Source organism: Burkholderia sp. BCC1640, assembly GCF_902833125.1.
Lineage (GTDB): Bacteria > Pseudomonadota > Gammaproteobacteria > Burkholderiales > Burkholderiaceae > Burkholderia > Burkholderia diffusa.
Window position 1 is genome coordinate 168,415 of the sequence record NZ_CADFEF010000009.1, and the last position, 24,514, is coordinate 192,928.

The window sequence follows — 24,514 nt, forward strand, 5'->3', positions numbered from 1 at the left end:
GCTCAGCGGCCGAGCATCGGCAGCTTCAGGCCGGCTTCGCGGGCCGTCTGCTGCGCGAGTTCGTAGCCGGCATCCGCATGGCGCATCACGCCCGTCGCCGGATCGTTCAGCAGCACGCGGCCGAGACGCTCGTGCGCTTCGGCGGTACCGTCGGCGACGATCACGACGCCCGAGTGCTGCGAGAAGCCCATCCCGACGCCGCCGCCGTGATGCAGCGACACCCACGATGCGCCGCCCGCGGTGTTCAGCAGTGCGTTCAGCAGCGGCCAGTCGCTCACGGCGTCCGAGCCGTCCTTCATCGATTCCGTCTCGCGGTTCGGGCTCGCGACCGAACCGGTGTCGAGGTGGTCGCGGCCGATCACGATCGGGGCCTTCAGTTCGCCGTTCTTCACCATCTCGTTGAACGCCTGGCCGAGGCGATAGCGATCCTTCACGCCGACCCAGCAGATCCGTGCCGGCAGGCCCTGGAACGCGATGCGCTCACGTGCCATGTCGAGCCAGTTGTGCAGGTGCGGATCGTCGGGGATCAGCTCCTTCACCTTCTGGTCGGTCTTGTAGATGTCTTCCGGATCGCCCGACAGCGCGACCCAGCGGAACGGGCCCTTGCCTTCGCAGAACAGCGGGCGGATATAGGCCGGCACGAAGCCCGGGAAGTCGAACGCGTTCTCGACGCCCATTTCCAGCGCCATCTGGCGGATGTTGTTGCCGTAGTCGAGCGTGGCCGCGCCGCGCTCCTGCAGCGTCAGCATCGCGCGCACCTGTACGGCCATCGACTGCTTCGCCGGATGCACGATGCCTTCCGGATCGACCTTCTGCGTCTCGCGCCATTGCGCGACGCTCCAGCCTTGCGGCAGGTAGCCGTTGATCGGGTCGTGCGCGCTCGTCTGGTCGGTCACGCAGTCCGGCGTGATGCCGCGCTCGACGCACTCCGTGAACACGTCGGCCGCGTTGCCGAGCAGGCCGATCGACACCGGCTTGCCGGTGCGCTTCGCTTCCTCGATCATGCCGAGCGCCTCGTCGAGCGTCGTCGCCTTCTTGTCGACGTAGCGCGTCTTCAGGCGGAAGTCGATGCGCGTCTCGTCGCACTCGACCGCGATCATCGAGAAGCCGGCCATCGTCGCCGCCAGCGGCTGCGCACCGCCCATGCCGCCGAGACCGCCCGTCAGGATCCAGCGGCCCGACGGGTCGCCGTTGAAGTGCTGGTTCGCGACCGAGAAGAACGTTTCATAGGTGCCCTGCACGATGCCCTGGCTGCCGATGTAGATCCAGCTGCCGGCCGTCATCTGGCCGTACATCATCAGGCCCTTGCGATCGAGCTCGTTGAAGTGCTCCCAGGTCGCCCAGTGCGGCACCAGGTTCGAGTTCGCGAGCAGCACGCGCGGCGCATCCTTGTGCGTGCGGAACACGCCGACCGGCTTGCCCGATTGCACGAGCAGCGTCTCGTCTTCGCCGAGCTCCTTCAGCGACGCGAGGATCTGGTCGTAGCATTCCCAGTTGCGCGCCGCGCGGCCGATGCCGCCGTACACGACGAGCGCGTGCGGATGCTCGGCGACTTCCGGATCCAGGTTGTTCTGGATCATCCGGTAGGCCGCTTCGGCCAGCCAGGTCTTGCAGACCTTCTCGCTGCCGCGCGGCGCGCGGATCGTGCGCGTCGGATCGAGACGGGGATCGATGTGTTTCGGATGGTTCATGACGGCTGCTCCCGAGGGAAAGTGAATATTCAAATAGGAATCAGAAATGCCCGGTGAAGCGATAACGGCTGCCGGGGTGCCACAGATTCGCCACCGAGGCGACGACGCCCTGCGACCAGGTGCGCCGATGTAAAACCAGACACGGCTCGACGTCGTCCATCCGCAGCTGCTCGCGTCGCTCGGGCGCCGGGGCCGCCGCTTCGATCCGGTACTCGACGCGCTGCAGCGGTGCCGCGCGCATCAGATACAGGTTCGGCGTCGTGTTCGTGAAATCCTGCTCGGCATAATCCGGCGCGACCGCCGGATTCACCCACCGTTCTTCGAGCTGGACGGGTTCGTCATTCTCGAAGTGCAACACCTGCGAATAAAACAGCTTCGCGCGCACGGTCATCTGCATCTCGTCGGCGAGCGCCTCGTCGGCGCGGATCGTCTCGAGGCCGAGCACGCTGGCGCGGTACGCATGCCCGCGCGCGTCGACTTCCTCCGAGATGCTGCGAATCGCGACGAGCGTCGACTCGTACTTCGGCCGCGCGACGTAGGTGCCGGCGCCCTTCATGCGCGTCAGCACCTGCTCGGCCGTCAACTCGCGCAACGCGCGGTTGACGGTCATGCGCGCGACCTTGAACTCACGGGCCAGTTCGTTCTCGGAGGGCACCTGATCGCCCTCCGCCCACTCGCCGGCGTGAATGCGGCCCAGGATGAAATCCTTGATCTCCTGGTAGACCGGCGCGCTCATGGGCTTACTGTTCCGATGCGAACGAGAACGGCGCGATCTTCGCGAACGCACGCTCGCCGACGAGCTTCGCGATCACGGCGATGTCCGGTGCGAAGTAGTGGTCGAGTTCGTAGTGCGCGACCTTGCTGCGGATCGTTTCCATCACCGGCGCGAGCTTCGGGCTCGTGTGGTGCGGCGCGCGCAGGTCGACGCCCTGGGCGGCGGCCAGCAGTTCGATCGCGAGGATGTGCTTCGTGTTGTCCGCAATGTCGGCGAGCTTGCGCGCGGCGAACGTCGCCATCGACACGTGGTCTTCCTGGTTCGCCGAGGTCGGCAGCGAGTCGACCGACGCCGGGTGCGCGAGCGTCTTGTTTTCCGATGCCAGGGCGGCTGCCGTCACGTGGGCGATCATGAAGCCCGAGTTCACGCCGCCGTCCTTCACGAGGAACGGGGGCAGGCCCGACAGCGTCGCGTCGATCAGCAGTGCGATGCGGCGCTCGGCCAGCGCGCCGATTTCCGATGCGGCGAGCGCGAGGTTGTCGGCCGCGAATGCGACGGGTTCGGCGTGGAAGTTGCCGCCCGACAGCACTTCGCCGGTATCCGGGAAGATCAGCGGGTTGTCCGACACGGCGTTCGCTTCGACCAGCAGCACGTCGGCCGCGTGGCGCATCTGGTCCAGGCACGCGCCCATCACCTGCGGCTGGCAGCGCAGGCTGTACGGATCCTGCACCTTGTCGCAGTCGCGGTGCGACTGGTTGATCGGCGAGCCTTCGAGCAGGTCGCGGTACGACGCGGCCGCGTCGATCTGGCCTTGATGGCCGCGCAGTTCGTGGATGCGGGCGTCGAACGGCTTCACCGAGCCGGCGGCCGCATCGACCGACAGCGCACCCGCGACGAGCGCGGTGCGGTACAGGTCTTCGATCGCGAACATGTTGTCGAGCGCCAGCGCCGTCGAGGCCTGCGTGCCGTTCAGCAGCGCGAGGCCTTCCTTCGCCTGCAACGTCAGCGGCGCGAGGCCCGCGACGCGCAGACCGTCGAGCGCGCTGGCGCGCTCGCCGCGGATGAACACTTCGCCGACGCCCAGCAGCACGGCCGACATGTGCGCGAGCGGCGCGAGGTCGCCCGATGCGCCGACCGAGCCCTTCACCGGGATCAGCGGCAGCACGTCGGCGTTGAACAGCGTGATCAGCGCGTCCATCACCTCGCGGCGGATGCCCGAGTGGCCGCGGCCGAGGCTCGACAGCTTCAGCGCCATCAGCAGGCGCACCGACGAGCGCGCCATCGGCTCGCCGACGCCGACCGCATGCGACAGCACCAGGTTCTTCTGCAGCAGCTCGAGCTGGTCGTGCGGGATGTGCGTGCTGGCCAGGCGGCCGAAGCCCGTGTTGATGCCGTATGCCGGCTCGCCCTTTGCCGCGATGTCGGCGACGGCTTTCGCGCCTGCGTCGATCTTCGCGAAGCTCGCCGGGTCAAGCTTGAGCTGCACGGATTCGCGAGCGATCTTGCGCAGTTGCGGAAGGGTCAGGTGGCCGGGGGTCAACGTAATCATGTGAGCAATCCTGTCTAGACAAGTTCGTGATGGATTGCAGTGTAGCCATCGCAACTTGTCTAGACAACCCCGTTTTTCACGATTTCGACTCGGGAGTTTCCCTGATGTCCGGCGCGGCCCGCCGCCGTTGCCCGACAGACCCCGTAATTAACATATGTTGCAATTATTTTGTCTTTGGCAACATACGAATCGACGCTTTCCCACGATCCGTCCACGGAGACCTGCCATGACCATCCCGCCCCGGTTGACCGCCCTCCTCGGCCGCAGCCTGCTCGTCGCCGCATGCGCGCTCGCGTGCGGCGCGTCGCTCGCCGCGGAACCGCTGTCCGGCACGCTCGAAAAGATCCGGCAAGGCGGCCTGATCTCGATCGGCCATCGCGAGACGTCGGTGCCGTTCTCCTACGTCGACGCGAGCGGCAAGGTGATCGGCTTCTCGCAGGACCTGTGCGACCGCGTGATCGCCGCCGTGAAGGCGCGCACCGGCAAGCCCGACCTGCAGGTGCGCTTCGTCCCGGTCACGTCGCAGAACCGCATCCCGCTGGTGCAGAACGGCACGGTCGATCTCGAATGCGGGGTGACCACCAACCTCGCGGCGCGTCACGCGCAGGTCGCGTTCTCGACCACCTTCTTCGTCGCGACCACGCGCCTGCTCACGCGCACGAGCTCGGGCATCCGCGACTTCCCCGATCTCGCCGGCAAGACGGTCGTGACGAACCAGGGCACGACGTCCGAACGCCTGCTGCGCAAGATGAACGAGGAGAAGAAGATGAACATGCAGATCATCAGCGCGAAGGACTACGGCGAAGGACGCCTCACGCTCGAATCGGGCCGCGCGGCCGCCTACATGATGGACGACGTGCTGCTCGCCGGCGTGCGCCAGCTCGCGGCGAAGCCGGCCGACTGGACGATCGTCGGCACGCCGCAGTCGTCGGAAGCGTACGGGTTCATGCTGCGCAAGGACGATCCGCAGTTCAAGGCGCTCGTCGACGGCGTGCTCGTGCAGCTGATGAAGAGCGGCGAGATCAACGCGCTGTACGACAAGTGGTTCATGAAGCCGGTGCCGCCGAAAGGGCTCGCGTTCGACTTCCCGATGAGCGACGTGATCAAGGCGCGCTACGCGGCGCCGAACGACGTGCCGCTCGAGTGAGCGTCGCGTGCTGAAACGGGTTCAGCGCGTCCACGCGACGCACGCCGCGTAGCCGGGCGCCGCGTCGAGCCAGCCCGCGTCGAACGCGGCCACGCCGGCCGCGGGCGCGGCCGGATCGACGATCGTCGTCGCGGGCGTCGCGGCATCGCGCGGCGGCACGACCGCGAACGCGCGCAGCCCGCCGACGATGCCGGTGCCGAGCGCCTTCAGCAACGCTTCCTTCGCGGACCACACGCGCATGAACGCGTCGGCACGCGCGGCGAGCGGCAGGCCGTCGAGATACGCGGCCTCGGCGGTCGCGCACACCTCGCGCGTCAGCGCACGCCAGTCGGTCGACCGATTGCAGCTTTCGATATCGACGCCGACACGGCCTGCCCCGGTCCACGCGATGAGCGCGTGATCGCCCGCGTGCGACACGTTGAAATCCAGCGATGCGCGATGCGCGGGGTCGAGCGACGGCCGTCCCGATTCGTCGACGACGATCGAGATGTCCTTCGGCGCCACGTCGAGCGTCGCGCCGAGCACATCGCGCAGCGCGGCGCGCGTCGCGGCGCTGCGCACCGCATCCTCATGCCGCAGGTAGCGCCCGGCACGCGCGCGCTCGGCATCGCTCAGCGCCGCATAGGCGGGCGACGCGAGCGGCACGTGCCAGTCGAAATCGATACGCGCGACCTGCACGCCGGCCCGCGACGCGGCCGGCGGCACGTCGAGCAGGTGCATGCGCCACGCGCGGGACAGGTCGGCGGGAATCTCGGAATCGGGCGGAATGGACATCGGCACGGGGCAGCCAGTCGAATGAAACGTCCGATGTTAATCGATCGCGCGGTGCGGAGGCCGACGCGGCCGGGCCGCGTTCGTCGGCAGCGGCACCAGGCGAGGCCACCGCATCAACGCGACGGCCGGGTCGCACGCGCGTGCGCGGTCACCCGTGCGCGACGACACCCGGCGCGCCGCTCGCCGCCAGCCGCGCGCGCTGCGCCGGATGGCGCGCGTGGACGCGGCCCGGCGCATCGGCCGGCAACGCGCCGTGTTGCAGCCAGTACAGCGCAACGGGCCAGAGCGTGTCGGTGAAACGGCTGTGGAAGAACGCGAAGTGACCGATCGCGTCGACGCCGATGTCGCGCGGCGCAATCCGCAGATGCGTGACGTCGCTGCCCGTGTAGTAGCCGACCAGCCGCTCGATCGCGTCGATCGTGCCGAACCCGTCGTCGTCGAGGCCGATCGCGAGCATCGGCGCCGGCAGCCGCGCGAAGCGCGCCGGCAGCGCGGCGCGGCTCGCGGCGGTTTCGGCGAGCGGGCCATGCGTGTAGGCATCCTCGAAGCGCGCCTGCGAACGCACCCACGACAGCGCGATGCCACGCGGCGTATCCTCCATCCAGCCAAGCCGCTTCGCGGGCACGTAGCCGAACACGGCCGCGAGCGCCGGCATCGCGACGTGCCACTTCCACCACATGCGCCGCCGCTCTTCCGACCGATAGTCGCGCCAGTACGCATACTGCGCGCCGACGGTCACCGCGTGACGCACGTACGCGTTCGACGCCGCCAGCCCGAGCACGCAGCCGCCGATGCTGTGCGCGACCACGTCGAGCGGCTGGCCGGGAAACGCGTCGCGCGCATACTGCAGCGCGGCCTCGCAATCGAGCCGCCCCCAGTCGAGCCAGTTCGCGCGCAGCTTCGCGAGCCGCGCGGGGCGCGAGCCGCCGATCCCGCGATAGTCGTAGACGAGCACGTCACGCCCCTGCGCGAACAGCCAGGCCGCGAAGCGGAAGTAATAGTCGCAGCGCACCGACGTCGCGCAATTGACGACCGTCACGGGCCGCGCGGCGGCGCCGCCGCGATGCCGCCACACGTAGCCGTGCAGTTGGTAACCGTCGGCCGCGGTCAGCGTCACGGCCTCCGGCGGCAACGCACCCGCCGCGCGCCCGGCCGCCTGATCCGCCCCGGCTGCTTCGTTCGAAATCGTCATCCTGTCTCCTGTGCGGCGCCGCGTCACCCGGCGCCCGCCCGATCGCCCAGCCTCCATTGAACTTGACGCGCCCGGCGTTCTCAACCAATCTTGCTGCTCCGTTCGCATGAGCCCTACGCATGTCAACGCCGCTCGTCCGTCTCCCGTCGCTGGACCTCGTGCGCGGCTTCGTCGCCGTCGGCCGCCGCATGAGCATCACGCTCGCCGCGCAGGACCTGTGCGTCACGCAGTCGGCGGTCAGCCGCCAGGTGCACGCGCTCGAGGCGCACCTCGGCGTCGCGCTGCTGCAGCGCGGCTATCGCAAGATCGCGTTCACGCCGGAAGGCGAGCGGCTGTTTCGCGCCGCCGACGCGGCGCTGCTCACCCTGCAGGACACCGTCGCGTCGCTCGCCGCCGCGCGCGAGCGCCAGCCCGTCACGATCACCGCGAGCATCGGCGTCACCGCGCTGTGGTTGCTGCCGCGGCTCGGACGCCTGCAGGCGCGCCTGCCCGACGTCGACTTGCGCGTGGCCGCGAACGACAAGGTACTCGATTTGCGCGCGGAAGGCATCGACCTCGGAATCCGCTACTGCCCGCGCGAGCGCGCGCCGGCCGGCGCGCTGCACCTGTTCGACGAAGTCGTCGTGCCGGTCGCGCACCCGGCGCTGGCCGCGCGGCCCGTCACCGACGCGGCCGCGATCGCCGACCACGTGCTGCTCGAATTCGACGGGCCACCGCAAACGCCACTGCAATGGCGCGCGCATCTGCACGCGGCCGGGCTCGGCGACGCGCGCCCGAAGGGCGTGCTGCGCTTCAACCAGTACGATCAGGTGATCCACGCCGCGATCGCCGGCCAGGGCGTCGCGCTCGGGCGGCTCGCGCTCGTCGCGCCGATGCTCGCGGACGGCCGGCTCGCGGTGCTCGGCCCGCACTCGCAGGCGTTGTCGGATGCATACGGCTACTGGCTGTTCCGGCACGATCCGGCGCCGCGCCGCGAAGTCGCCGACGTGCGCGACTGGATTCTCGCGGAAGCGGCCGAATGCGACGCGGCGATGCGCGCGTACGACGTGGCGCGGCGGTAAGCTACAAGCGAATTTCCGCATCGAGCCGATGCCGATGCGGCGTCGCGCACGGGATGCGCGCAGCCGCAGACGACGCACGGACGCCCCGACTACACCGCATCGGCCGCGTATCACGCCGGCGGCATGCATCGCAGCGGCTCCACGCATCCGGCACGGACGGCCTTCGCCGCCGGCATCGCGTCCGAATCGCGTCGCATTCCCCACGCGCATGCGAACGCGACCGAATGATCGCTTGAGCGCGCCGCGACCGGATCGTCTAATCGGATCGAACGCGGCGTCGTGCCGCACGCATTCATCCGGAGACCCGCATGACCCCGATCGAACAGGACACCCGGCGCCGCTGGCTGCCGGTGCTCGCGGGCGGCCTCATGATGGGCGCCGCGCTCGGCATCCGCCACGTGCAGGGGCTGTTCCTCGCTCCCGTCACGCTCGACCACGGCTGGTCGCGCGAAGCGTTCGGCCTCGCGCTCGCGCTGCAGAACCTGATCTGGGGCATCGCGCAGCCGTTCACCGGGATGATCGCCGACCGCTTCGGGTCGGTGCGCGTGATCGTCGCCGGCATGGTGCTGTATGCGGCCGGGCTCGTCACGATGGCGTTCGCCGGGTCGGCCGGCGTGTTCACGGTCGGCACGGGATTCGTGATCGGCATCGCGCTGTCGGGGTCGGCCTTCGCGTCGATCTATGGCGCGCTGAGCCGGCTGTTTCCGCCCGACCGGCGCGGCTGGGCGCTCGGTGTCGCCGGCGCGATCGGCGGGCTCGGCCAGTTCTGCATGGTGCCGGTCGCGCAGGTGCTGATCGGCGGCATCGGCTGGCAGCATGCCTTCGTCGCGCTCGCGCTCGTCGCCGGGCTGCTCGCGCCGCTCGCCGTGCTGGTGCGCGACCGGCCCGCGCAGGCCGCGAGTCGCGCGGACGGCCCCGACCAGTCGATCGGCGCGGCGGTGCGCGAAGCGTTCGCGCATCGCGGCTTCTGGCTGCTGAACGCCGGGTTCTTCGCCTGCGGGTTCCAGCTCGCGTTCATCGCGACCCACCTGCCCGCCTACCTGCTCGATCACGGCCTGCCGGCGCGCCATGCCAGCGTCGCGCTCGCGCTGATCGCGTTGACCAACGTGGCCGGCACCTACGCATGCGGCCATCTCGGCGGCCTGCTGCGGCGCAAGTATGTGCTGTCCGTCCTGTATCTCGTCCGCGCGCTGGCGATGGCCGCGTTCGTCGCCGCGCCGTTGTCGCCCGCGAGCGTCTACGTGTTCGCGGCCGTGATGGGCTTCACGTGGCTCGGCACCGTGCCGCTGACCAACGGCGTGATTTCGCAGGTGTTCGGCGTGCGCTACATCGCGACGCTGTTCGGCTTCGTCTTCTTCGGGCACCAGCTCGGCAGCTTCTTCGGTGTATGGCTCGGCGCGCGCGTCTACGACGCGACGCATTCGTATCTGCCGCTGTGGATCGGCTCGATCGCGCTCGGCGTGCTGGCCGCGCTGCTGCACCTGCCGATCGACGACGCGCGCATCGCGCGTCCGGTGCCGGGCAAGGCCGCGTGGGCGTGATGCGCGCGGCGCTGGCCGTCGGCGCGCTCGCGTTCGTCGCGTGGTGCGGCGCGGCCTACTTCGATGCGGGCGTCGCGCTTGCGCTGCTCGAGCACGCGGCATTCTGCGACTGACATGGCAAGCCGCACCGCGCGCACGGGCGTGCCGGCCGCGCCCCGCGACGTCTAGTGACGCTTCGGCAGCGTGGCCAGCGCATCGAGCGCACGCCGCCGCGCGCCGTCGTGATCGACGATCGGCGCCGGATAATCGACGCCGAGCCGCACGCCGGCCGCCGCGAGTTCCACCGGCGACGCCTCCCACGGCGCATGGATCGTCGCCGCGTCGAGGCCCGCGAGTTCCGGCACCCAGCGGCGCACGTAGGCGCCCTGCGGATCGAACTTCCGCCCCTGCGTCACCGGATTGAAGATGCGGAAATACGGCGCGGCGTCGGCGCCGCAGCCGGCGACCCATTGCCAGTTCGCCGGGTTGTTCGCGACGTCCGCGTCGACGAGCGTGTCGTAAAACCAGCGCTCGCCGGCCCGCCAGTCGATCAGCAGATGCTTGACGAGAAACGATGCGACGACCATCCGCACCCGGTTGTGCATCCAGCCGGTCGTCCACAGCTCGCGCATCCCCGCGTCGACGAGCGGATAGCCGGTCAGCCCGCGCTGCCAGGCGCGCAGCGCGGCGGGATCGTCGCGCCACGGCATCGCGTCGAACTGCGCGCGGAAGTTGTCGGTCGCGAGCGCCGGGAAGTGATACAGCAGCACGTGGCTGAATTCGCGCCAGCCGAGCTCGCTCAGGAATTTCTCGGCGCCGGCCGCGCAGGCCGCGCCGCCCGCCTGCGCGGCCCCCTGCACCGCATGCCACACCTGGCGCGGCGACACGTTGCCGAAGCGCAGGAACGGCGACAGCCGGCTCGTCGCCGGCCGGTCGGGCCGGTCGCGCGTATCGGCATAGCCGGCCAGCGACTCGACCGAAAACGCGTCGAGCCGCGCATGCGCGCCGGCCTCGTCGGGTGCCGGCCATGCGTCGCGCAGGCCGCTCGCCCAGTCCGGCGCGTCCGGACGCATCGCGAGCGCGTCGAGCGCCAGCGCACGTTCGCGCACACCGGCCGGCCACGGGTGAAAGGCGATCCTTTCGGGCTCCGGCAACGGCGCCGCCACCGTGCGATCGCGCCGCACCGCGCGCCAGTATGCGGTGAACACCTGGAACGGCGTGCCGGCGCCCGTCAGCACGTCCCACGGCTCGTTCAGCAGGCTGCCGTTGCTGCTCTCGACCTCAAGGCCGCGCGCCTTCAGCGACGCCTTCAACGCCGCATCGGCATCGCGCTGCGGCAGCGCATAGCGGCGGTTCCAGTACACCGCCGCCGCGCCCGTGTCGTGCACGACGCGTTCGATCTCGCGCGGCGCATCGCCGCGCAGCAGCAGCAGGCGGCCGCCATGACGCGCGAGCGCCGCGTCGAGTCCGGCGAGCGCCCCGTGCAGCCACCAGCGCGCCGCGCCGCCGAGCGCGCGCCCCGCGCTTTCGCCGGTGTCGTCGACGTACACGCACACGAGCGGCCGGCCCGACGCGACCGCGCGCGTCAGCGCGGGCTGGTCGGTCACGCGCAGATCGTCGCGGAACCACACGACGGCAGGAGCAACGGACGACTTCACTGGCACGGGCACCTCGGGGCAGGAAACGGAAAAGTGACCGGTATTGTCGCGGCACGCTCGCGCGATGTCGATGTCCGACGCGCAGACGGCGCGCGCAAACGCGTCGCGATCCGACGACGCCGCCCCGCCGGATCGCGAGCCCGGTGAAACGCCTTAGTCCATTCCGACGATTCTTCGCCGCACGCGCCGGCCTACGCTCGATGTCGGGTTCGCCGCGATGCGCGGCACGCGCCAGCCGCCGGTCGGCCACGCGCATCGCGCGGCGCATCCGCCCGGGCCGGCGCGGCACGGCGCCCGCCCGGGCGCGCCCGCGGTCCCGTCCTCACCGTCAATCTCACCCGATACCCGCCATGACCAAACCCGCCAATCTCGTCACCTCGATCACCGTCGCGATCGACGCCCCTGCTGCCGTCGTCTGGGAAGTGCTGACCGACTTCCCGCGCTACGGCGAATGGAACACCTTCTGCGTCGGCCTTGAAACGACCGGCCGGATCGGCGACTTCGTGTACATGCAGGTGCGCATCCCGGGCACGGAGACGGTGATTCCCGTCAACGAAATCCTCGTCGCGTGCGAGCCCGAGCGTCTGCTGTCGTGGGAGCAGCGCCCGACCGACGACAACAAGGACGCCGCGCGCCGCGACCAGTACGTCGCAGCCGACGGCGCCGAACGCTGCCGCTACTTCACGACCGATCAGTTTCTCGGCATCAACGCGGAAACGATCATGCGCGAGCACGGCGGCTGGGTGAAACAGGGGTTCGACCAGTGCGCGCGCGACGTGAAGCGGCGCGCGGAAGCGCTGTACGCGTCACGTCGGCGCAAAAGCGCGTGACGGAGAACGGCCGATGTCCGCGCGCGCCGTGGCATCGCTGCACGGCGCGCGCGTCCAGGCCCCCGCGTTCAGTCGAGACGGAAGGCCGCCTCGAAACGCTCGGCGAACGCGTCGAACTCGCTTTCCGGCAGATGGTTGATGCCGCCCGCGCGCTTGCGTCCGCCGCCGGTCGGGAAACCGCGGCAGAATTCGTCGGCGCCGAGCGGCCGGCCGTCGGGCACGCGCACGCTGACGACGAGCCCGCCCCGCGCACGCGGCGACAGCACCGCGAGCGCCGCATGCGGTGCATTGCGCATCCGCTCGTTCGCGAGCATCCCCGTCGCGCGCCGCGCCCACGGATGATCCGGCATCCTGATCAGCGTCGCGCCCGGCACGTCGCGCAGCGGCGCGAGCGCGCATGCACGCGCCATGTCGTCGCGATAGCCATCGCGCAGCGCGGCGAACACCGGCGTGCCGCGCACGAAGTCGAGCGGATCCGCGCACGGCAGCATCGCATCGGCCAGCACGGCCGGATCGAAATGCAGATCGTCGACGCAGTCGCCGTATGCGTTGTAGTTCAGGTAGAGCCCGAGTTCGGCGAGCGTGCCGCGCTCGGCCTCGTCGAGCGCGTATTCGCGCGCAAGCGCGTCGCCGAGCGCCGGCAGTTCGTCGCCGAACGCCGCGACGATCGCCCAGCGCACATGGCGGCCGCCGAGATGGCGATTCACGAGCGCGCTCGTGCAGACGTCGGCGGCCGTGTCGATATACGCGTCGAAGCGCGGATCGCCCGGCAGCTCGCCCGCGAAGTGATGGTCGAAGTAGCGGACCGCCGCGCCGTCGCGCAGCAGCCGCGCGCAGGCGTCGCGGTTCTGGTCGTGCGACACGTCGAGCACGGTCACGCGGTCGCCGGCTCGCGCGTCGATTCGCTCGAGCAGCCTGATGTCGCGCTTCACGCCGGTCACGAGCGTGCCGCGTTCGCCCTCCGCGAGCCGCAGTTGCTGCAGCGCGCACAGGCCGTCCGCGTCGCCGTTGAACGCGAAGAAATGTCGTCCCCGCCGGGGTTGCCGTTCCTGCATCATCCGTCGCTCCGTCCTCAGGGCATGAAGTCGCCGCCGTTCGCGTCCAGCGTCGCGCCGGTCACCGCATTCGCGTAATCCGACGCGAGGAACAGCGCCGCGCGCGCGCAGTCGTCGTCGGTCGGCAACTTCGCGAGCGCGATGTTCGATGCGATCGGCGCGATGATCTCCTCCTCCGTCATCCCGTACTCGGCTGCCGCCTGCCGGAAATACGTCTGCGTCGGCACGCCCCACATCCAGCCCATGTGGATGCTGTTCGCGCGGATCCCGTGCACGCCGAGCTCGCGTGCCAGGTATTTTGCCGCAACCGCGAGCGCGCCCTTCGACATAGCGTAGCCCGATTCCCCTGCAAACGGCTTGCGGGTTGCCTGCGTGTTGATCATCACGATCGCGCCGCGTTTCTGCCGCTTCATGTGCGGGACGATTTCCTGCGTGAGCGTCATCGTGCCGAACACGTTGGTGTCGAAAACCGCGCGCCAGCCATCGAGATCGGCTTCCTCGACCGCCTCCGGAAACGTGCCGTGCACGAACGCGCTGTTCACCAGCGCGTCGATCCGGCCGAAGCGCTCGACCGCCTGCGTCGCGAGCTGCCGGCACTGCGCACGCTCGGCGATGTCGGTTCGCACCTTCAGCACGTCGCACGCGGCGCCGAGTGCGCGGATCCGCGCCTCCGCGTCATCGAGCTTTTCCATCGTGCGTGCCGCGACGACCACGCCGCGCGCACCCTCGCGTGCCGCCTCGATGGCGAGCTTCACGCCGAGCCCCGGCCCGATTCCGGAAATCACGACGATCTTGTCCTTCAGCAACATGAGTTGTCTCCTGGTTATCGTTGGTCTCGCGGGTGCGCCGTCAGCCGGCGGCCCGCAGGTGCCGCGCGCGATACGCGGCGAAGTCGTGCGCCAGTTGCGCATCGGTGAAGCCGAAGCGCGCGATCGAGTAATCGTGCGCGGCGCGCTTGTCGCGGCCGTTGCGCGCGATCCAGTCCGTCATCGCCGCGCGCTGCCGTGCATCGAGCGGCATGCCGGCGAATCGGTACACGGCTTGCGCGACGCCGAGCGGATTCGACACGGTGTCCTCGAAACGCACGTCGAGAAACCGCTCGGGCGGCAGCGCGTCGCGCGCCGCCATCGCCGCGCCGATCGCGCGCGCCATCCCCGCGTTCCACTGCGCGCCGACCGTGCGCGGATCGGGGTCGTCCGCGTACATCTGCCACAGCGTGTGTGCCATGCTCGCCATCGACGGAATCGTCTGCGCCGGATCGCGATGCGTGAGCACCACCTGCGCGCGCGGAAACACGCGGCACAGCACGTCGAGCGCATGCAGGTGCTGCGGCGTCTTCAGCAGCCAGCGCTCGGCCGGCGCGACGCCGCGCCGCGCCTTCTGCCACTGCAGGAACTGCAGCATCCGCTTCAGATACGTATAGACGGGCGTCAGGTCCTGCTTCGCGAGCCACGCCGTATAGCCCGGCACGTTCGCGTACGAATCCATCGCGCATACGAACGAATGCTCCATCAGCATGAACTCCTCGTCGGCGAGCATCGCGTCGAGCGGATGGATCGTCAGGATCTGCGGAATGCAGTCGATCATCGTCGCGACCTCGGCCTGCGCGCGCGCGACGCGCACGGTCGGCGCGTCGAGCGTCTCGCCAGCGAGCGGCGCCGGATAACGCGTTTCCCACCACGCGGCCGAATGAAAGCGCGGGTCGACCGCGAGCAGCCGCTGCAGCAGCGTCGTGCCGGTGCGCGGCAGCCCGACGATCACGAGCGGATCGTCGATCTCGATGTCGGCGATCTCCGGATGACGACGGCAGTAATCCTCGACGACGAGCCGGTTCGCGAGCTGGCCGACGAGCTTCTCGCGCATCATCTCCGCGCCGCGCGCGGAGAGCTGCGCCTCGTCGATCAGCGATGCGCACATCACGTCGAGCGCCTCGCGATACGGGCCGTCGCCGAACGCGGCGAGGCCGCCCGTGCGCGACACGGCCTCGGCGATCAGCCCGTCGGCATCGAGCAGCGTGCGGGTCCGGTCGAGCGGCGCGTTCATGCGGCCTCCTTCAGCGCGGCGAGCTTGACGACGCGCGTGCGCGGATGCACCGGCCGTGCGGCGCCGACCCAGCGCCAGCAGATCGTGCCGGTGCGATGCCCGGCCGTATCGAGCCAGTTCGCGTCGCCCGGCCGCGACGCGGCGACCACCACCGTCACGCCGCCGTCGGCATTCAGGCGCGCGCCGTGCTTGTTCACGCAGATGTCGAAGTGCCGGTAGTCGAGCGACTCCATCCAGTAGTTGTTGAGCTGCACGTTCCAGAAGTCGCAGTCGGGCACCGTGTCGACGTCGATCACGAGCGCCTCGTCGTCGGCCAGCGACCAGCACGAGTGGTAGTAGTAGATGTTCGGATCGCCGCCGACCGACTGGCACAGCGCCTGGTCCGCGGGCGGCAGCGCGTTCACGTGCGCCCCGTAGCTCGCGGCCCAGTCGGCGAACAGCTTCGACGTCTGCTCGACGAACCGCGCGGCGCGCATGAGGCCGCCCTGCAGCACGAGCGGGTCGAGCGGCGCCGGGCGCTCGTGCGCGCCGATGCGCTCGATCTTCAGTTGCGCGGGCGTCTCCGCGCGCCGGTCGAGGAAGGTCTGGCGCACCAGCAGCGCGTTCGTATCCGGCTCCATGCGTACCCAGTTGCCTGCGCGCGGCGTCGCGCTCAGCACGATCTCGAAGCTGCCGTCCGGCGCGATCTCGAGCTGCTTCGCATCGAGAAACCCGGTCTGCAGCATCTTGCCGTCCGTCTCGTAGCCGCCCTTCTGCGTGCCGAAGCTCAGGTACGCGACCGTGCCGCGCCGCCCCGTCACGCGATAGTCGCAGCGGCCGTCGAGGCGCGCGTACTGGTACAGGTTGTCGGGATTGTCGGCGCCGATCTTCGCGGTCTCGTGCGACGGCGAGAAGAAGCCGGGCCATGCGCCGTCCGCGAACTCGACGTGCATTTCGAGCGCGATGCGCAACAGCCGGCTCAGGTAGCGGAACCCTTCCGCGCGCGTGAGCGGATCGCCCGGCGCCTCGGCGCGCAGGATCTGCTGTCCGCTGCGTTTCAGGGTGTCGCAGAAATCGGCCCAGGTCTGGCCCGAAAGCAGTTGCGTGGCACGTGTGTCGTCCGTCATGTGTCGTCTCCGCCGGTGGTCGAGCGCTCACCTTAAGCGAGCGCTCCACGCGCCACTTCGTCCGGGTGGACTAAGGAAAGATCCGCTGCGCCGCCGTGCCGCGGTTTAGTCCACCCGGACGAAGAGCGGCACCGCCGCCGCTCGATACCGTTGGCGTCATGCACGAAACGCCGCACATGTCGCGCGGCGCCGGCATGCAACAAGGAGACGAACGATGTTGACCCACTTGGAGCGACTGGAGGCCGAAAGCATCCACATCATGCGCGAGGTGGTCGCGGAAAGCGAAAACCCGGTGATGCTCTATTCGATCGGCAAGGACAGCTCGGTCATGCTGCATCTCGCGATGAAGGCGTTCTACCCGGCGAAGCCGCCCTTTCCGCTGCTGCACGTCGATACGACGTGGAAGTTCCGCGAGATGATCGCGTTTCGCGACGCGACCGCCGAGCGTCTCGGCCTCGACCTGCGCGTGCACGTGAACCCCGACGGCGTGGCGAACGACATCAATCCGTTCACGCACGGCTCGGCCGTGCACACCGACGTATGGAAGACGCAAGGGCTCAAGCAGGCGCTCGACCACTACGGCTTCGACGCCGCGTTCGGCGGCGCGCGCCGCGACGAGGAGAAATCGCGCGCGAAGGAGCGCATCGTGTCGCTGCGCTCGGCGCAGCACCGCTGGGACCCGAAGCGCCAGCGGCCCGAACTCTGGTCGCTGTACAACGCGCGCAAGCGCCGCGGCGAAAGCCTGCGCGTGTTTCCGATTTCCAACTGGACCGAGCTCGACGTCTGGCAATACATCCGGCTGCACGACATTCCGATCGTGCCGCTCTACTACGCGAAGGAGCGGCCGGTGGTCGAGCGCGACGGCGCGCTGATCATGGTCGACGACGAACGCCTGCCGCTGCGCGATGGCGAAGTGCCGCAGTTGCGCAAGGTGCGCTTTCGCACACTCGGCTGCTATCCGCTCACGGGCGCGATCGACAGCGACGCGAGCTCGCTCGACGAGATCCTGCAGGAGATGCGCGACACGCGCACGTCCGAGCGCCAGGGACGCCTGATCGACAGCGATTCGGTCGGCTCGATGGAAAAGAAGAAACAGGAGGGATATTTCTGATGGCACACGCTCTCACCGCGCCCGAGGCGCTCGCGCACCCGATTCCCGTCCCGCACGCCGACGATGCCCGGACGAAAGACCTGCTGCGCTTCATCACGTGCGGCAGCGTCGACGACGGCAAGAGCACGCTGATCGGCCGCCTGCTCTACGAATCGAACATGCTGTTCGACGACCAGCTGACCCAGCTCGAAGCCGATTCGAAGAAAGTCGGCACGCAAGGCGGCGACCTCGATTTCGCGCTGCTCGTCGACGGCCTGTCGGCCGAGCGCGAACAGGGCATCACGATCGACGTCGCGTACCGCTTCTTCGCGACCGCGCGACGCAAGTTCATCGTCGCCGATACGCCCGGCCACGAGCAATACACGCGCAACATGATCACCGGCGCGTCGACCGCCGACCTCGCGGTGATCCTGATCGACGCGCGCAAAGGCGTGCTCACGCAGACGCGCCGCCACAGCCATCTCGTCGCGCTGATCGGCATCAGGCGCGTGGTGCTCGCGATCAACAAGATGGATCTGGTCGACTACGACCGCGCGGTGTTCGAGCGCATCGACGCCGACTATCGCGCGTTCGCGGCCGAACTCGGTCTCGACGAGATCGTCAGCATTCCGATGTCCGCGCTGCGCGGCGACAACGTGATCGCGTCGAGCACGCGGATGCCGTGGTACGCGGGCCCGCCGCTGATGCAGCATCTCGACACGCTGCTGCTCGTCGAGCGCGTGACGCGCGACGAACCGTTCCGCCTGCCCGTGCAATGGGTCAACCGTCCGCATCTGAACTTCCGCGGCTATGCCGGCAGCATCGCGTCCGGCGAAGTGCGTGTCGGCGAGCGCGTGCGCGTGCTGCCGTCCGGCCGGGAAAGCCGCGTCGCGTCGGTGATCACGCCGGCGGGCGAAGCCGACGTCGCGCGTGCCGGCGAAGCGGTGACGCTCACGCTCGCCGACGAAATCGACGTCAGCCGCGGCGACATGATCGCGCGCGCCGACGCGCCGCCGGAGGTGGCCGATCAGTTCGAGGCGACGCTCGTGTGGATGCACGACGAACCGCTGCTGCCCGGCCGGCCGTATCTCGTGAAGCTCGGCACGCAGACGGTCGGTGCGACCTGCGCGACGCCGAAGTACAAGATCGACGTGAGCACGCGCGAGCATCTCGCCGCGCGCACGCTCGCGCTGAACGAGATCGGCGTGTGCAACCTGAGCTTCGACCGGCCCGTCGCGTTCGATCCGTACGACCGGAACCGTCACACGGGCGGCTTCATCGTGATCGACCGCTTCACCAACGACACGGTCGGCGCCGGGATGCTGCACTTCGCGCTGCGCCGCGCGCACAACGTGCACTGGCAGGCCGTCGACGTGGACCGCGACGCGCGCGCGACGCAGAAGTCGCAGACACCGCGCATCGTATGGCTGACCGGGCTGTCCGGCGCGGGCAAGTCGACGATCGCGAACCTCGTCGAGCAGCGGCTGCATGCGCTCGGCAAGCACACGTACCTGCTCGACGGCGACAACGTGCGGCACGGGCTCAACCGCGATCTCGGCTTCACCGAGGCCGATCGCGTGGAGAACATCCGGCGCGTGGCCGAAGTCGCGCGGCTGATGCTCGACGCCGGGCTCATCACGCTCGTGTCGTTCATCTCGCCGTTCCGCGCGGAACGCGACATGGCGCGCGCGCTGGTCGGTGCCGACGAGTTCGTCGAAGTGTTCGTCGACACGCCGCTCGCGGTCGCCGAGGAACGCGATCCGAAGGGGCTGTACAAGAAGGCGCGCAAGGGCGAACTGAAACACTTCACGGGCATCGACTCGCCGTACGAGCCGCCCGCGCAGCCGGAACTGCGCATCGACACGGTGGCCGAGTCGCCGCAAGCGGCGGCGGACCGCATCGTCGCGTACCTGCTGCGCGAGCGCGTCGCTTGACCCTCGCCGGCCGCGTCGCACGGGCACGGCCCGCGTCGTCTACTCCGTTCGGATGACGCGGGCCGCCGGCCGGCCGGTATGCTGGGTCGGAAGCATTCACCCCGCCCCAGGAGAACTCGAGCATGCGGATCGCGCTGGCGCCCGACGACACGGCCGCGCACGACGGTTTCGACGACGCGGCATGGACGGCCCGCGAACTCAGCGCGTGGCTCGGGCTCGTCTATCAGGGCCTGTCCGAAGCGACGCCGTGGGCGGGCTTTCTCGAAGCGATCCGCGTGCGGCTCGACGCGCGCTTCACGACGCTCGTGCTGCGCAACCCCGGCGGCTCGCGGCGCGGGCTCATCATCAACGCATCGGCCGACGGCCCGCTGCTGCCCGGCGAACCGTCGTACAGCGAGCAGTTCTATGCGCTGTGCCCGTTTCTCGACCAGCCGCCCGGCCAGGTGTTCACGGCCGACGGGCTGTTCGGCGCCGCCCGCTGGCGCGCGCACGATTTCTACCGGCAGTACCTGCAGCCGCTCGACCTGCGCTTCATTCTCGGCGCGAACCTGCGCGGCGAGCGCGGCGTCGAGTGCGCGTTCTTCGTGAGCCGCCCGCATCACGCCCGCGATTTCGACGCGGCCGAACGCGCGCAGGTCGCGACGCTGCTGCCTCACCTGCAGCGCGCGGTCGAGCTGCATGCGGCGCTCGACGTGCTCGACGCCGAGCGCGCGCTGTACGCGGGCACCGTCGACCGGCTCGACGTCGGCACCGCGATCCTCGACGAGGACGGCCGCGTGATCAAGCACAACCGCATCGCCGAACGGCTGATCGCGCAGCAGGACGGACTGTGCCTGCGCCAAGAGCGGCTCCACGCGTCGTGCCCGCTCGACGAGCGCCGGCTGCAGAAGGCGCTGCAGGCCGCGCTCGAGCATTTCCGCACGGGCGCGCTCGGGCGCATCGAGGCCACCACGCTGTCGCGCCCCGGCGGCGCGATGCCGTTGAACGTGCTGCTGCGCCCGCTCGCGCCCTATCGCGGCGCGGAGGACCGCCAGCATCGGCCGGCCGTCGCGGTGTTCGTCCGCGATCCGGCGTCGTCGCCGCAGACCTCGCGCGACATGCTGCACCGGCTGTTTCGCCTAACGCCAATGGAAACCGAGATCGCGCTGCTGCTCGTCGACGGCCTGACGCTCGACGAAGCGGCCGCCGCCACCGGCATCACGAAGAACACCGCCCGCGCGCATCTGCGCGGCATCTTCGCGAAGACGGGCGCCACGCGCCAGGCCGTGCTCGTGAAAATGCTGCTGAACAGCGTCGTGTCGATGGCGTAGCGGCGCCGGTTGCCGTTCGTCTAGCCGCCACCCATGTCATACGTCATCGGATGTGATGAGGGCTGATGAGATCCTCATGATATCGCCCAATATTTGCGCATTTTCCGGGTAAACCCGCGACGCCATCGCAGAATCTCAGGCGTACCATGTCATACGACGACATACTACTTAGATCACCACCCGACGCCGACGCGGGCCGCCGCCCTCGTCCGCCGCCCGACCGGAGACTCCCTTGACCACACCTGCCCTGCCCGGCCGCGACCCGCTCGCGTCCGCCGTCTCGAAAGTGAAATGGCACGTGCTGCCGCTCGTGCTAATCATGTTCATCGCGAACTACATCGACCGCGTGAACGTCGGCTTCGTCGATCGCCACCTGGAAGCGTCGATCGGTATCGGCGCGGCCGCGTACGGGCTCGGTGCCGGGCTGTTCTTCGTCGGCTACGCGCTGTTCGAAGTGCCGTCCAACCTGCTGATGCAGCGCTACGGCGCGCGCATCTGGCTCGCGCGGATCATGGCGACGTGGGGCATCGTCGCCGCCGCGATGGCGTTCGTGTGGAACGACACGTCGTTCTACGTGCTGCGCTTCCTGCTCGGCGCGGCCGAGGCCGGCTTCTTCCCCGGCGTCGTGCTGTACCTGTCGCAATGGCTGCCGCCGCAGGAGCGCGGCAAGGCGATGGCGATCTTCCTCGGCGGCTCCGCGTTCGCGTCGGTGCTGTCCGGGCCCGTCACCGGCGCGCTGCTGTCGATCCACGGCTTCGGCCTGCAAGGCTGGCAGTGGATGTTCCTGATCGAAGGGATGTTCTCGGTCGCGCTGTGCGGCGCGAGCTGGCTGCTGCTGAAGTCGCACATCCGCGACGCGACGTGGCTCACCGCCGACGAACGCGCGGCGCTCCAGAACGCGCTCGATGAAGAACGCGCGACCCGCGATGTGCGCTCGAAAGTGCACGTATCCGCCGCCACGCTGCTGCGCGACCCGCAGATCATGCTGTTCTGCTTCCTGTATTTCGCGATCCAGCTGACGATCTACGCGGCCACCTTCTGGCTGCCGACCATCATCCGCAAGATGGGCGGCCTCACCGATTTCCAGGTCGGCCTCTACAACACGATTCCGTGGATGATCGCGATCGGCGCGATGTACGGCTTCGCGGTGCTGTCCGCGAAGTGGAAGCATCCGCAGCGCTGGCTGTCGTTCGCGCTCGTGCTCGCAGCGTGCGGGCTGTTCGCGTCGACGTCGCACGATCCCGTCTGGTCGTTCGCGTCGATCTGCTTCGCCGCGCTTGGCTTCAAGGCCGCGGCGTCGCTGTTCTGGCCGATCCCGCAGGGCTACCTCGACACACGCGTGGCCGCGGCCGTGATCGCGCTGATCAACTCTGTCGGCAACCTCGGCGGCTTCGTCGCGCCAACGGCCTTCGGCTATCTGAAGCAACATACGGGTTCGATCACGGGCGGCCTGTATGCGCTTGCGATCGCCTCCCTCGTCGCCGCGGTCGCCGCGCTGTTCGCCCGCACGCACCGGCGCAGCGATCCGCCGCGCGGCCTGCCGGCCGACGAGTCCTTCACGAACACCACCATGCTCCGTCATGCCGAACACTGACCGCCTGACCGTCGTCGTCTCGAATGCCGTCGACGGCGACCTCGCCACGTTCTCGCTCACATCCGACGGCGCGCTCGCGCCGCTCGCCCGCTACCCGGCCGGCGACGTCGCGATGCCGGTCGCCGTGCAGCCCGATCGCGCGCGGCTGTACGTCGCGACGCGCGGCGCAGAACCGACGATCGTCGCGTTCCGCGTCGCGGCGGGCACCGGTGCGCTCGCCCGCATCGGCGCGACCGCGATCGACGCAAGCCTCGCGTACCTGTCGCTCGATCGCAGCGGCCGCTGGCTGCTCGGCGCGTCGTACGGCGGCAACGCGCTGAGCCTCTACGACGCCGCGCGCGTGCGCGACGGCGACGGCGAGCCGCTGCAGGTCGCGGACGGCATCGCGAACGCGCATGCCGTCGTCGTATCGCCGGACAATCGGTTCGCATACGTGAGCTCGCTCGGCTCGGACCGGATCTTCACGTTCGCGCTGGTCGAGAATGCCGGCGGCCTGCGCGCGGTCGAGCACGGCGAAACGCGCGTGCCGGGCGGCTTCGGCCCGCGTCACCTGCGCTTCGCGCGCGACGGCCGCACGCTCGTCGCGGTCAGCGAATTCCAGGCCACGCTCGCGGCCTTCCCGCGCGACGTCGACAGCGGCCGCCTCGGCGACGCACAGGTCAGCGCGCGTCACCCGGCCGTCGCCGACCTCGCGCAAGGCCATGCGCGCCCGCCCGCGCCGACCGAACCCGCCGTGTGGGCCGCCGATCTCCACCTGACGCCCGACGAGCGCTTCGCGTATGTCAGCGAACGCACGTCGAGCCAGTTGCTCTGCTATCGCCGCCATGCGGACGGCACCTTCGAACCCGCGCACGCGACGGCCACCGAAACGCAGCCGCGCGGCTTCGCGATCGATCCGTCGGGACGCTGGCTCGTCGCATGCGGCGAGCAGTCGGAATACGTGTCGGTCTACGCGATCGCGCCAGGCGACGGCACGCTGTCGTTGCATGCGCGCGTGCCGGGCGGTCGCGGCGCGAACTGGGTTGCGATCGTCTGACGGGTCGAATGATCGATGGATCGATGCAGGGCGCACGACCGACACCGGCCCGCGCCGCCCTGCGCGCCGTCAGCGCCGCTCGCTCGGCGCGACGCCGGTCCAGCGCTTGAACGCACGCGTGAAATTGGCGCGGTCGGTATAGCCGACCCGCGCCGCGATCTCGTCGACCGGCAGACGCGTGCCCTCGAGCAACCGGAGCGCATCGCGCAGCCGGATCTCGTCGAGCAGCGCCGAATAGGTCGCGCCGAATTCCGCGAGCTTGCGTTTCAGCGTGCGCGCCGACACGTGCAGCTCGCGCGCGACTTCGTCCACCGACGGATAACCGGCGTCGCCGCAGATCAGCAGGTTGCGCACGCGCTCGACGATGCTTTCCGCATAGCCGAGCCGCGCGAGCTCGGCCTCGCATTGCTGGACGATCATCTGCGCGGTCTGCGCGTTCGCGGTGCCGATCGGCTCGTCGAGCAGCGCGGCGTGGCAGCGGATACGGTTCGCGCTCGCGTCGAAATGACAGCGCGGCAGCCGCGCGCGATAGCGCTCGAACCACGGTGGTTCGGGCCATTCGAAATGCAGCTCCGCGCGCGACTGCAGCGTGCGACCCGGCGCGGGATCGAGCAGCGAGTTGAACAGGATCGCCGTCTCGACCAGGAAATTTTCCGCCGCGAACTGGCGCAGCCGGCCGAGCGGAAACGCCTCGAGCACGTCGATATCGACGATCCCGTCGAGCTGCGCGAGTCGCACCGAAAAAAACGGCACACGCGTCGGCAGATAGCGGATCCCGAGCGCGATCGCCTCGCCGAGCGTCGCGCAGCTCATCAGCCCGAAGCCGATCAGCCCGGATTTCGTGAGACTGCTGCGCAGGCCGATCTCGATCGCGATCGACGGATCGTCCGTCGCCTCTAGCAGGTTGAACACGATCGCCGCCTGCTGCAGCGGCGTGATGCGCGCGTCGGGCCGGGCAAGCCGGTCGCGCTCGACGCCCGACCCGGCGAGAATCCGGCCGCCGTCGATGCCGCGCTCCTCGGCGAGCATCAGCATGAACAGCGCATACGCGGACGATACCGTCGCCTTGTTCAGCTGGCGCGCGGCATCCGGGACGGACAGGGCCATGCGGCGGACTCCGGAGCGGTTTCGGCGGATTGTAGCGTCGCTGGCCCGCAATGACACCACGGCGGCACTCTAGCCGCATGACGCCGCATCGCGGGCCGGCGG

At 69.6% G+C, this 24,514-nt stretch carries 21 protein-coding genes; 10 read left to right on the top strand and 11 right to left on the bottom strand.

Translation table 11 applies throughout. From position 1 onward, the window contains the following. Positions 1-2: 2 nt before the first annotated feature. From hutU to hutH, 3 genes are read right to left on the bottom strand one after another with little or no spacing between them, the layout of a single operon-like run. Positions 3-1,691, bottom strand: a complete 1,689-nt coding sequence (gene hutU, locus HWX25_RS12740; protein WP_175908693.1) for a urocanate hydratase — start codon at positions 1,689-1,691, stop codon at positions 3-5. Between the two features lie 40 nt (positions 1,692-1,731). Beyond that, the gene (gene hutC / locus HWX25_RS12745; RefSeq protein WP_059599060.1) at positions 1,732-2,427 is read right to left on the bottom strand and encodes a histidine utilization repressor; all 696 of its coding nucleotides are present in this window, start codon (positions 2,425-2,427) and stop codon (positions 1,732-1,734) included. 4 nt (positions 2,428-2,431) lie between these two features. After that, positions 2,432-3,955 carry a histidine ammonia-lyase gene (gene hutH / locus HWX25_RS12750; RefSeq protein ID WP_059701623.1) on the bottom strand — a complete coding sequence of 508 codons (1,524 nt, stop codon included), beginning with the start codon at positions 3,953-3,955 and terminating at the stop codon, positions 2,432-2,434. A 226-nt stretch (positions 3,956-4,181) separates the two neighbouring features. On the opposite strand from hutH, the gene HWX25_RS12755 reads away from it, so the two are divergent. After that, the gene (locus HWX25_RS12755; RefSeq protein WP_059817892.1) at positions 4,182-5,102 is read left to right on the top strand and encodes a glutamate/aspartate ABC transporter substrate-binding protein; all 921 of its coding nucleotides are present in this window, start codon (positions 4,182-4,184) and stop codon (positions 5,100-5,102) included. Between the two features lie 21 nt (positions 5,103-5,123). On the opposite strand, the gene HWX25_RS12760 is transcribed toward HWX25_RS12755, so the two are convergent. Next, positions 5,124-5,876, bottom strand: coding sequence for a 4'-phosphopantetheinyl transferase superfamily protein (locus HWX25_RS12760; protein WP_175908694.1), 753 nt, complete (start codon positions 5,874-5,876; stop codon positions 5,124-5,126). 148 nt (positions 5,877-6,024) lie between these two features. Further along, positions 6,025-7,068 carry an alpha/beta fold hydrolase gene (locus HWX25_RS12765; protein WP_175908695.1) on the bottom strand — a complete coding sequence of 348 codons (1,044 nt, stop codon included), beginning with the start codon at positions 7,066-7,068 and terminating at the stop codon, positions 6,025-6,027. A gap of 119 nt (positions 7,069-7,187) precedes the next feature. Here HWX25_RS12765 and HWX25_RS12770 point away from each other — a divergent pair, with 119 nt between their 5' ends. From HWX25_RS12770 to HWX25_RS33720, 3 genes are all read left to right on the top strand, one after another. Further along, a complete protein-coding gene (locus tag HWX25_RS12770; RefSeq protein ID WP_175908696.1) occupies positions 7,188-8,129 on the top strand; it encodes a LysR substrate-binding domain-containing protein in 942 nt (313 codons plus the stop codon). Positions 8,130-8,437: 308 nt separating this feature from the next. Further along, positions 8,438-9,670 (top strand): MFS transporter, encoded by a 1,233-nt coding sequence (locus tag HWX25_RS12775; RefSeq protein ID WP_244138766.1) that lies wholly within the window; start codon positions 8,438-8,440, stop codon positions 9,668-9,670. After that, positions 9,661-9,783, top strand: a complete 123-nt coding sequence (locus HWX25_RS33720) for a hypothetical protein (protein ID WP_059817902.1) — start codon at positions 9,661-9,663, stop codon at positions 9,781-9,783. Before HWX25_RS12775 ends, HWX25_RS33720 begins: the two co-directional genes overlap by 10 nt. A 51-nt stretch (positions 9,784-9,834) precedes the next feature. Here the strand turns inward: HWX25_RS33720 and HWX25_RS12780 are convergent, their stop codons facing one another. After that, positions 9,835-11,313 carry a deoxyribodipyrimidine photo-lyase gene (locus tag HWX25_RS12780; RefSeq protein ID WP_175908697.1) on the bottom strand — a complete coding sequence of 493 codons (1,479 nt, stop codon included), beginning with the start codon at positions 11,311-11,313 and terminating at the stop codon, positions 9,835-9,837. A gap of 344 nt (positions 11,314-11,657) precedes the next feature. Here HWX25_RS12780 and HWX25_RS12785 point away from each other — a divergent pair, with 344 nt between their 5' ends. Next, on the top strand, positions 11,658-12,137 hold the full coding sequence (locus tag HWX25_RS12785; protein ID WP_059817904.1) for an SRPBCC domain-containing protein: 480 nt from the start codon (positions 11,658-11,660) through the stop codon (positions 12,135-12,137). A gap of 68 nt (positions 12,138-12,205) precedes the next feature. On the opposite strand, the gene HWX25_RS12790 is transcribed toward HWX25_RS12785, so the two are convergent. The 4 genes from HWX25_RS12790 to HWX25_RS12805 are packed head-to-tail and all read right to left on the bottom strand — an operon-like array spanning position 12,206 to position 16,341. Continuing rightward, positions 12,206-13,192 carry an acetyltransferase gene (locus HWX25_RS12790; RefSeq protein WP_175908726.1) on the bottom strand — a complete coding sequence of 329 codons (987 nt, stop codon included), beginning with the start codon at positions 13,190-13,192 and terminating at the stop codon, positions 12,206-12,208. A gap of 17 nt (positions 13,193-13,209) precedes the next feature. Beyond that, on the bottom strand, positions 13,210-14,001 hold the full coding sequence (locus HWX25_RS12795; RefSeq protein WP_175908698.1) for an SDR family oxidoreductase: 792 nt from the start codon (positions 13,999-14,001) through the stop codon (positions 13,210-13,212). A gap of 40 nt (positions 14,002-14,041) precedes the next feature. After that, positions 14,042-15,235 carry a sulfotransferase gene (locus HWX25_RS12800; protein ID WP_175908699.1) on the bottom strand — a complete coding sequence of 398 codons (1,194 nt, stop codon included), beginning with the start codon at positions 15,233-15,235 and terminating at the stop codon, positions 14,042-14,044. Continuing rightward, a complete protein-coding gene (locus HWX25_RS12805) occupies positions 15,232-16,341 on the bottom strand; it encodes a DUF1214 domain-containing protein (RefSeq protein WP_059817910.1) in 1,110 nt (369 codons plus the stop codon). Before HWX25_RS12805 ends, HWX25_RS12800 begins: the two co-directional genes overlap by 4 nt. Positions 16,342-16,555: 214 nt before the next feature. Here HWX25_RS12805 and cysD point away from each other — a divergent pair, with 214 nt between their 5' ends. From cysD to HWX25_RS12830, 5 genes are all read left to right on the top strand, one after another. Further along, positions 16,556-17,452: a sulfate adenylyltransferase subunit CysD gene (gene cysD / locus HWX25_RS12810; protein ID WP_175908700.1), complete on the top strand. Its 897-nt coding sequence runs from the start codon at positions 16,556-16,558 to the stop codon at positions 17,450-17,452. Then, positions 17,452-19,365 carry a sulfate adenylyltransferase subunit CysN gene (gene cysN / locus HWX25_RS12815; RefSeq protein WP_175908701.1) on the top strand — a complete coding sequence of 638 codons (1,914 nt, stop codon included), beginning with the start codon at positions 17,452-17,454 and terminating at the stop codon, positions 19,363-19,365. Before cysD ends, cysN begins: the two co-directional genes overlap by 1 nt. A gap of 122 nt (positions 19,366-19,487) precedes the next feature. Continuing rightward, on the top strand, positions 19,488-20,675 hold the full coding sequence (locus HWX25_RS12820) for a helix-turn-helix transcriptional regulator (RefSeq protein WP_175908702.1): 1,188 nt from the start codon (positions 19,488-19,490) through the stop codon (positions 20,673-20,675). Between the two features lie 232 nt (positions 20,676-20,907). Then, positions 20,908-22,269 (top strand): MFS transporter, encoded by a 1,362-nt coding sequence (locus HWX25_RS12825; RefSeq protein WP_059535716.1) that lies wholly within the window; start codon positions 20,908-20,910, stop codon positions 22,267-22,269. Beyond that, complete coding sequence (locus tag HWX25_RS12830; RefSeq protein WP_175908703.1) at positions 22,256-23,305, top strand: beta-propeller fold lactonase family protein; 1,050 nt, start codon at positions 22,256-22,258, stop codon at positions 23,303-23,305. The genes HWX25_RS12825 and HWX25_RS12830 overlap by 14 nt, the downstream gene beginning before the upstream one ends. A gap of 69 nt (positions 23,306-23,374) precedes the next feature. Here the strand turns inward: HWX25_RS12830 and HWX25_RS12835 are convergent, their stop codons facing one another. Next, positions 23,375-24,412, bottom strand: a complete 1,038-nt coding sequence (locus HWX25_RS12835) for an AraC family transcriptional regulator (RefSeq protein ID WP_175908704.1) — start codon at positions 24,410-24,412, stop codon at positions 23,375-23,377. Positions 24,413-24,514: the final 102 nt, after the last annotated feature.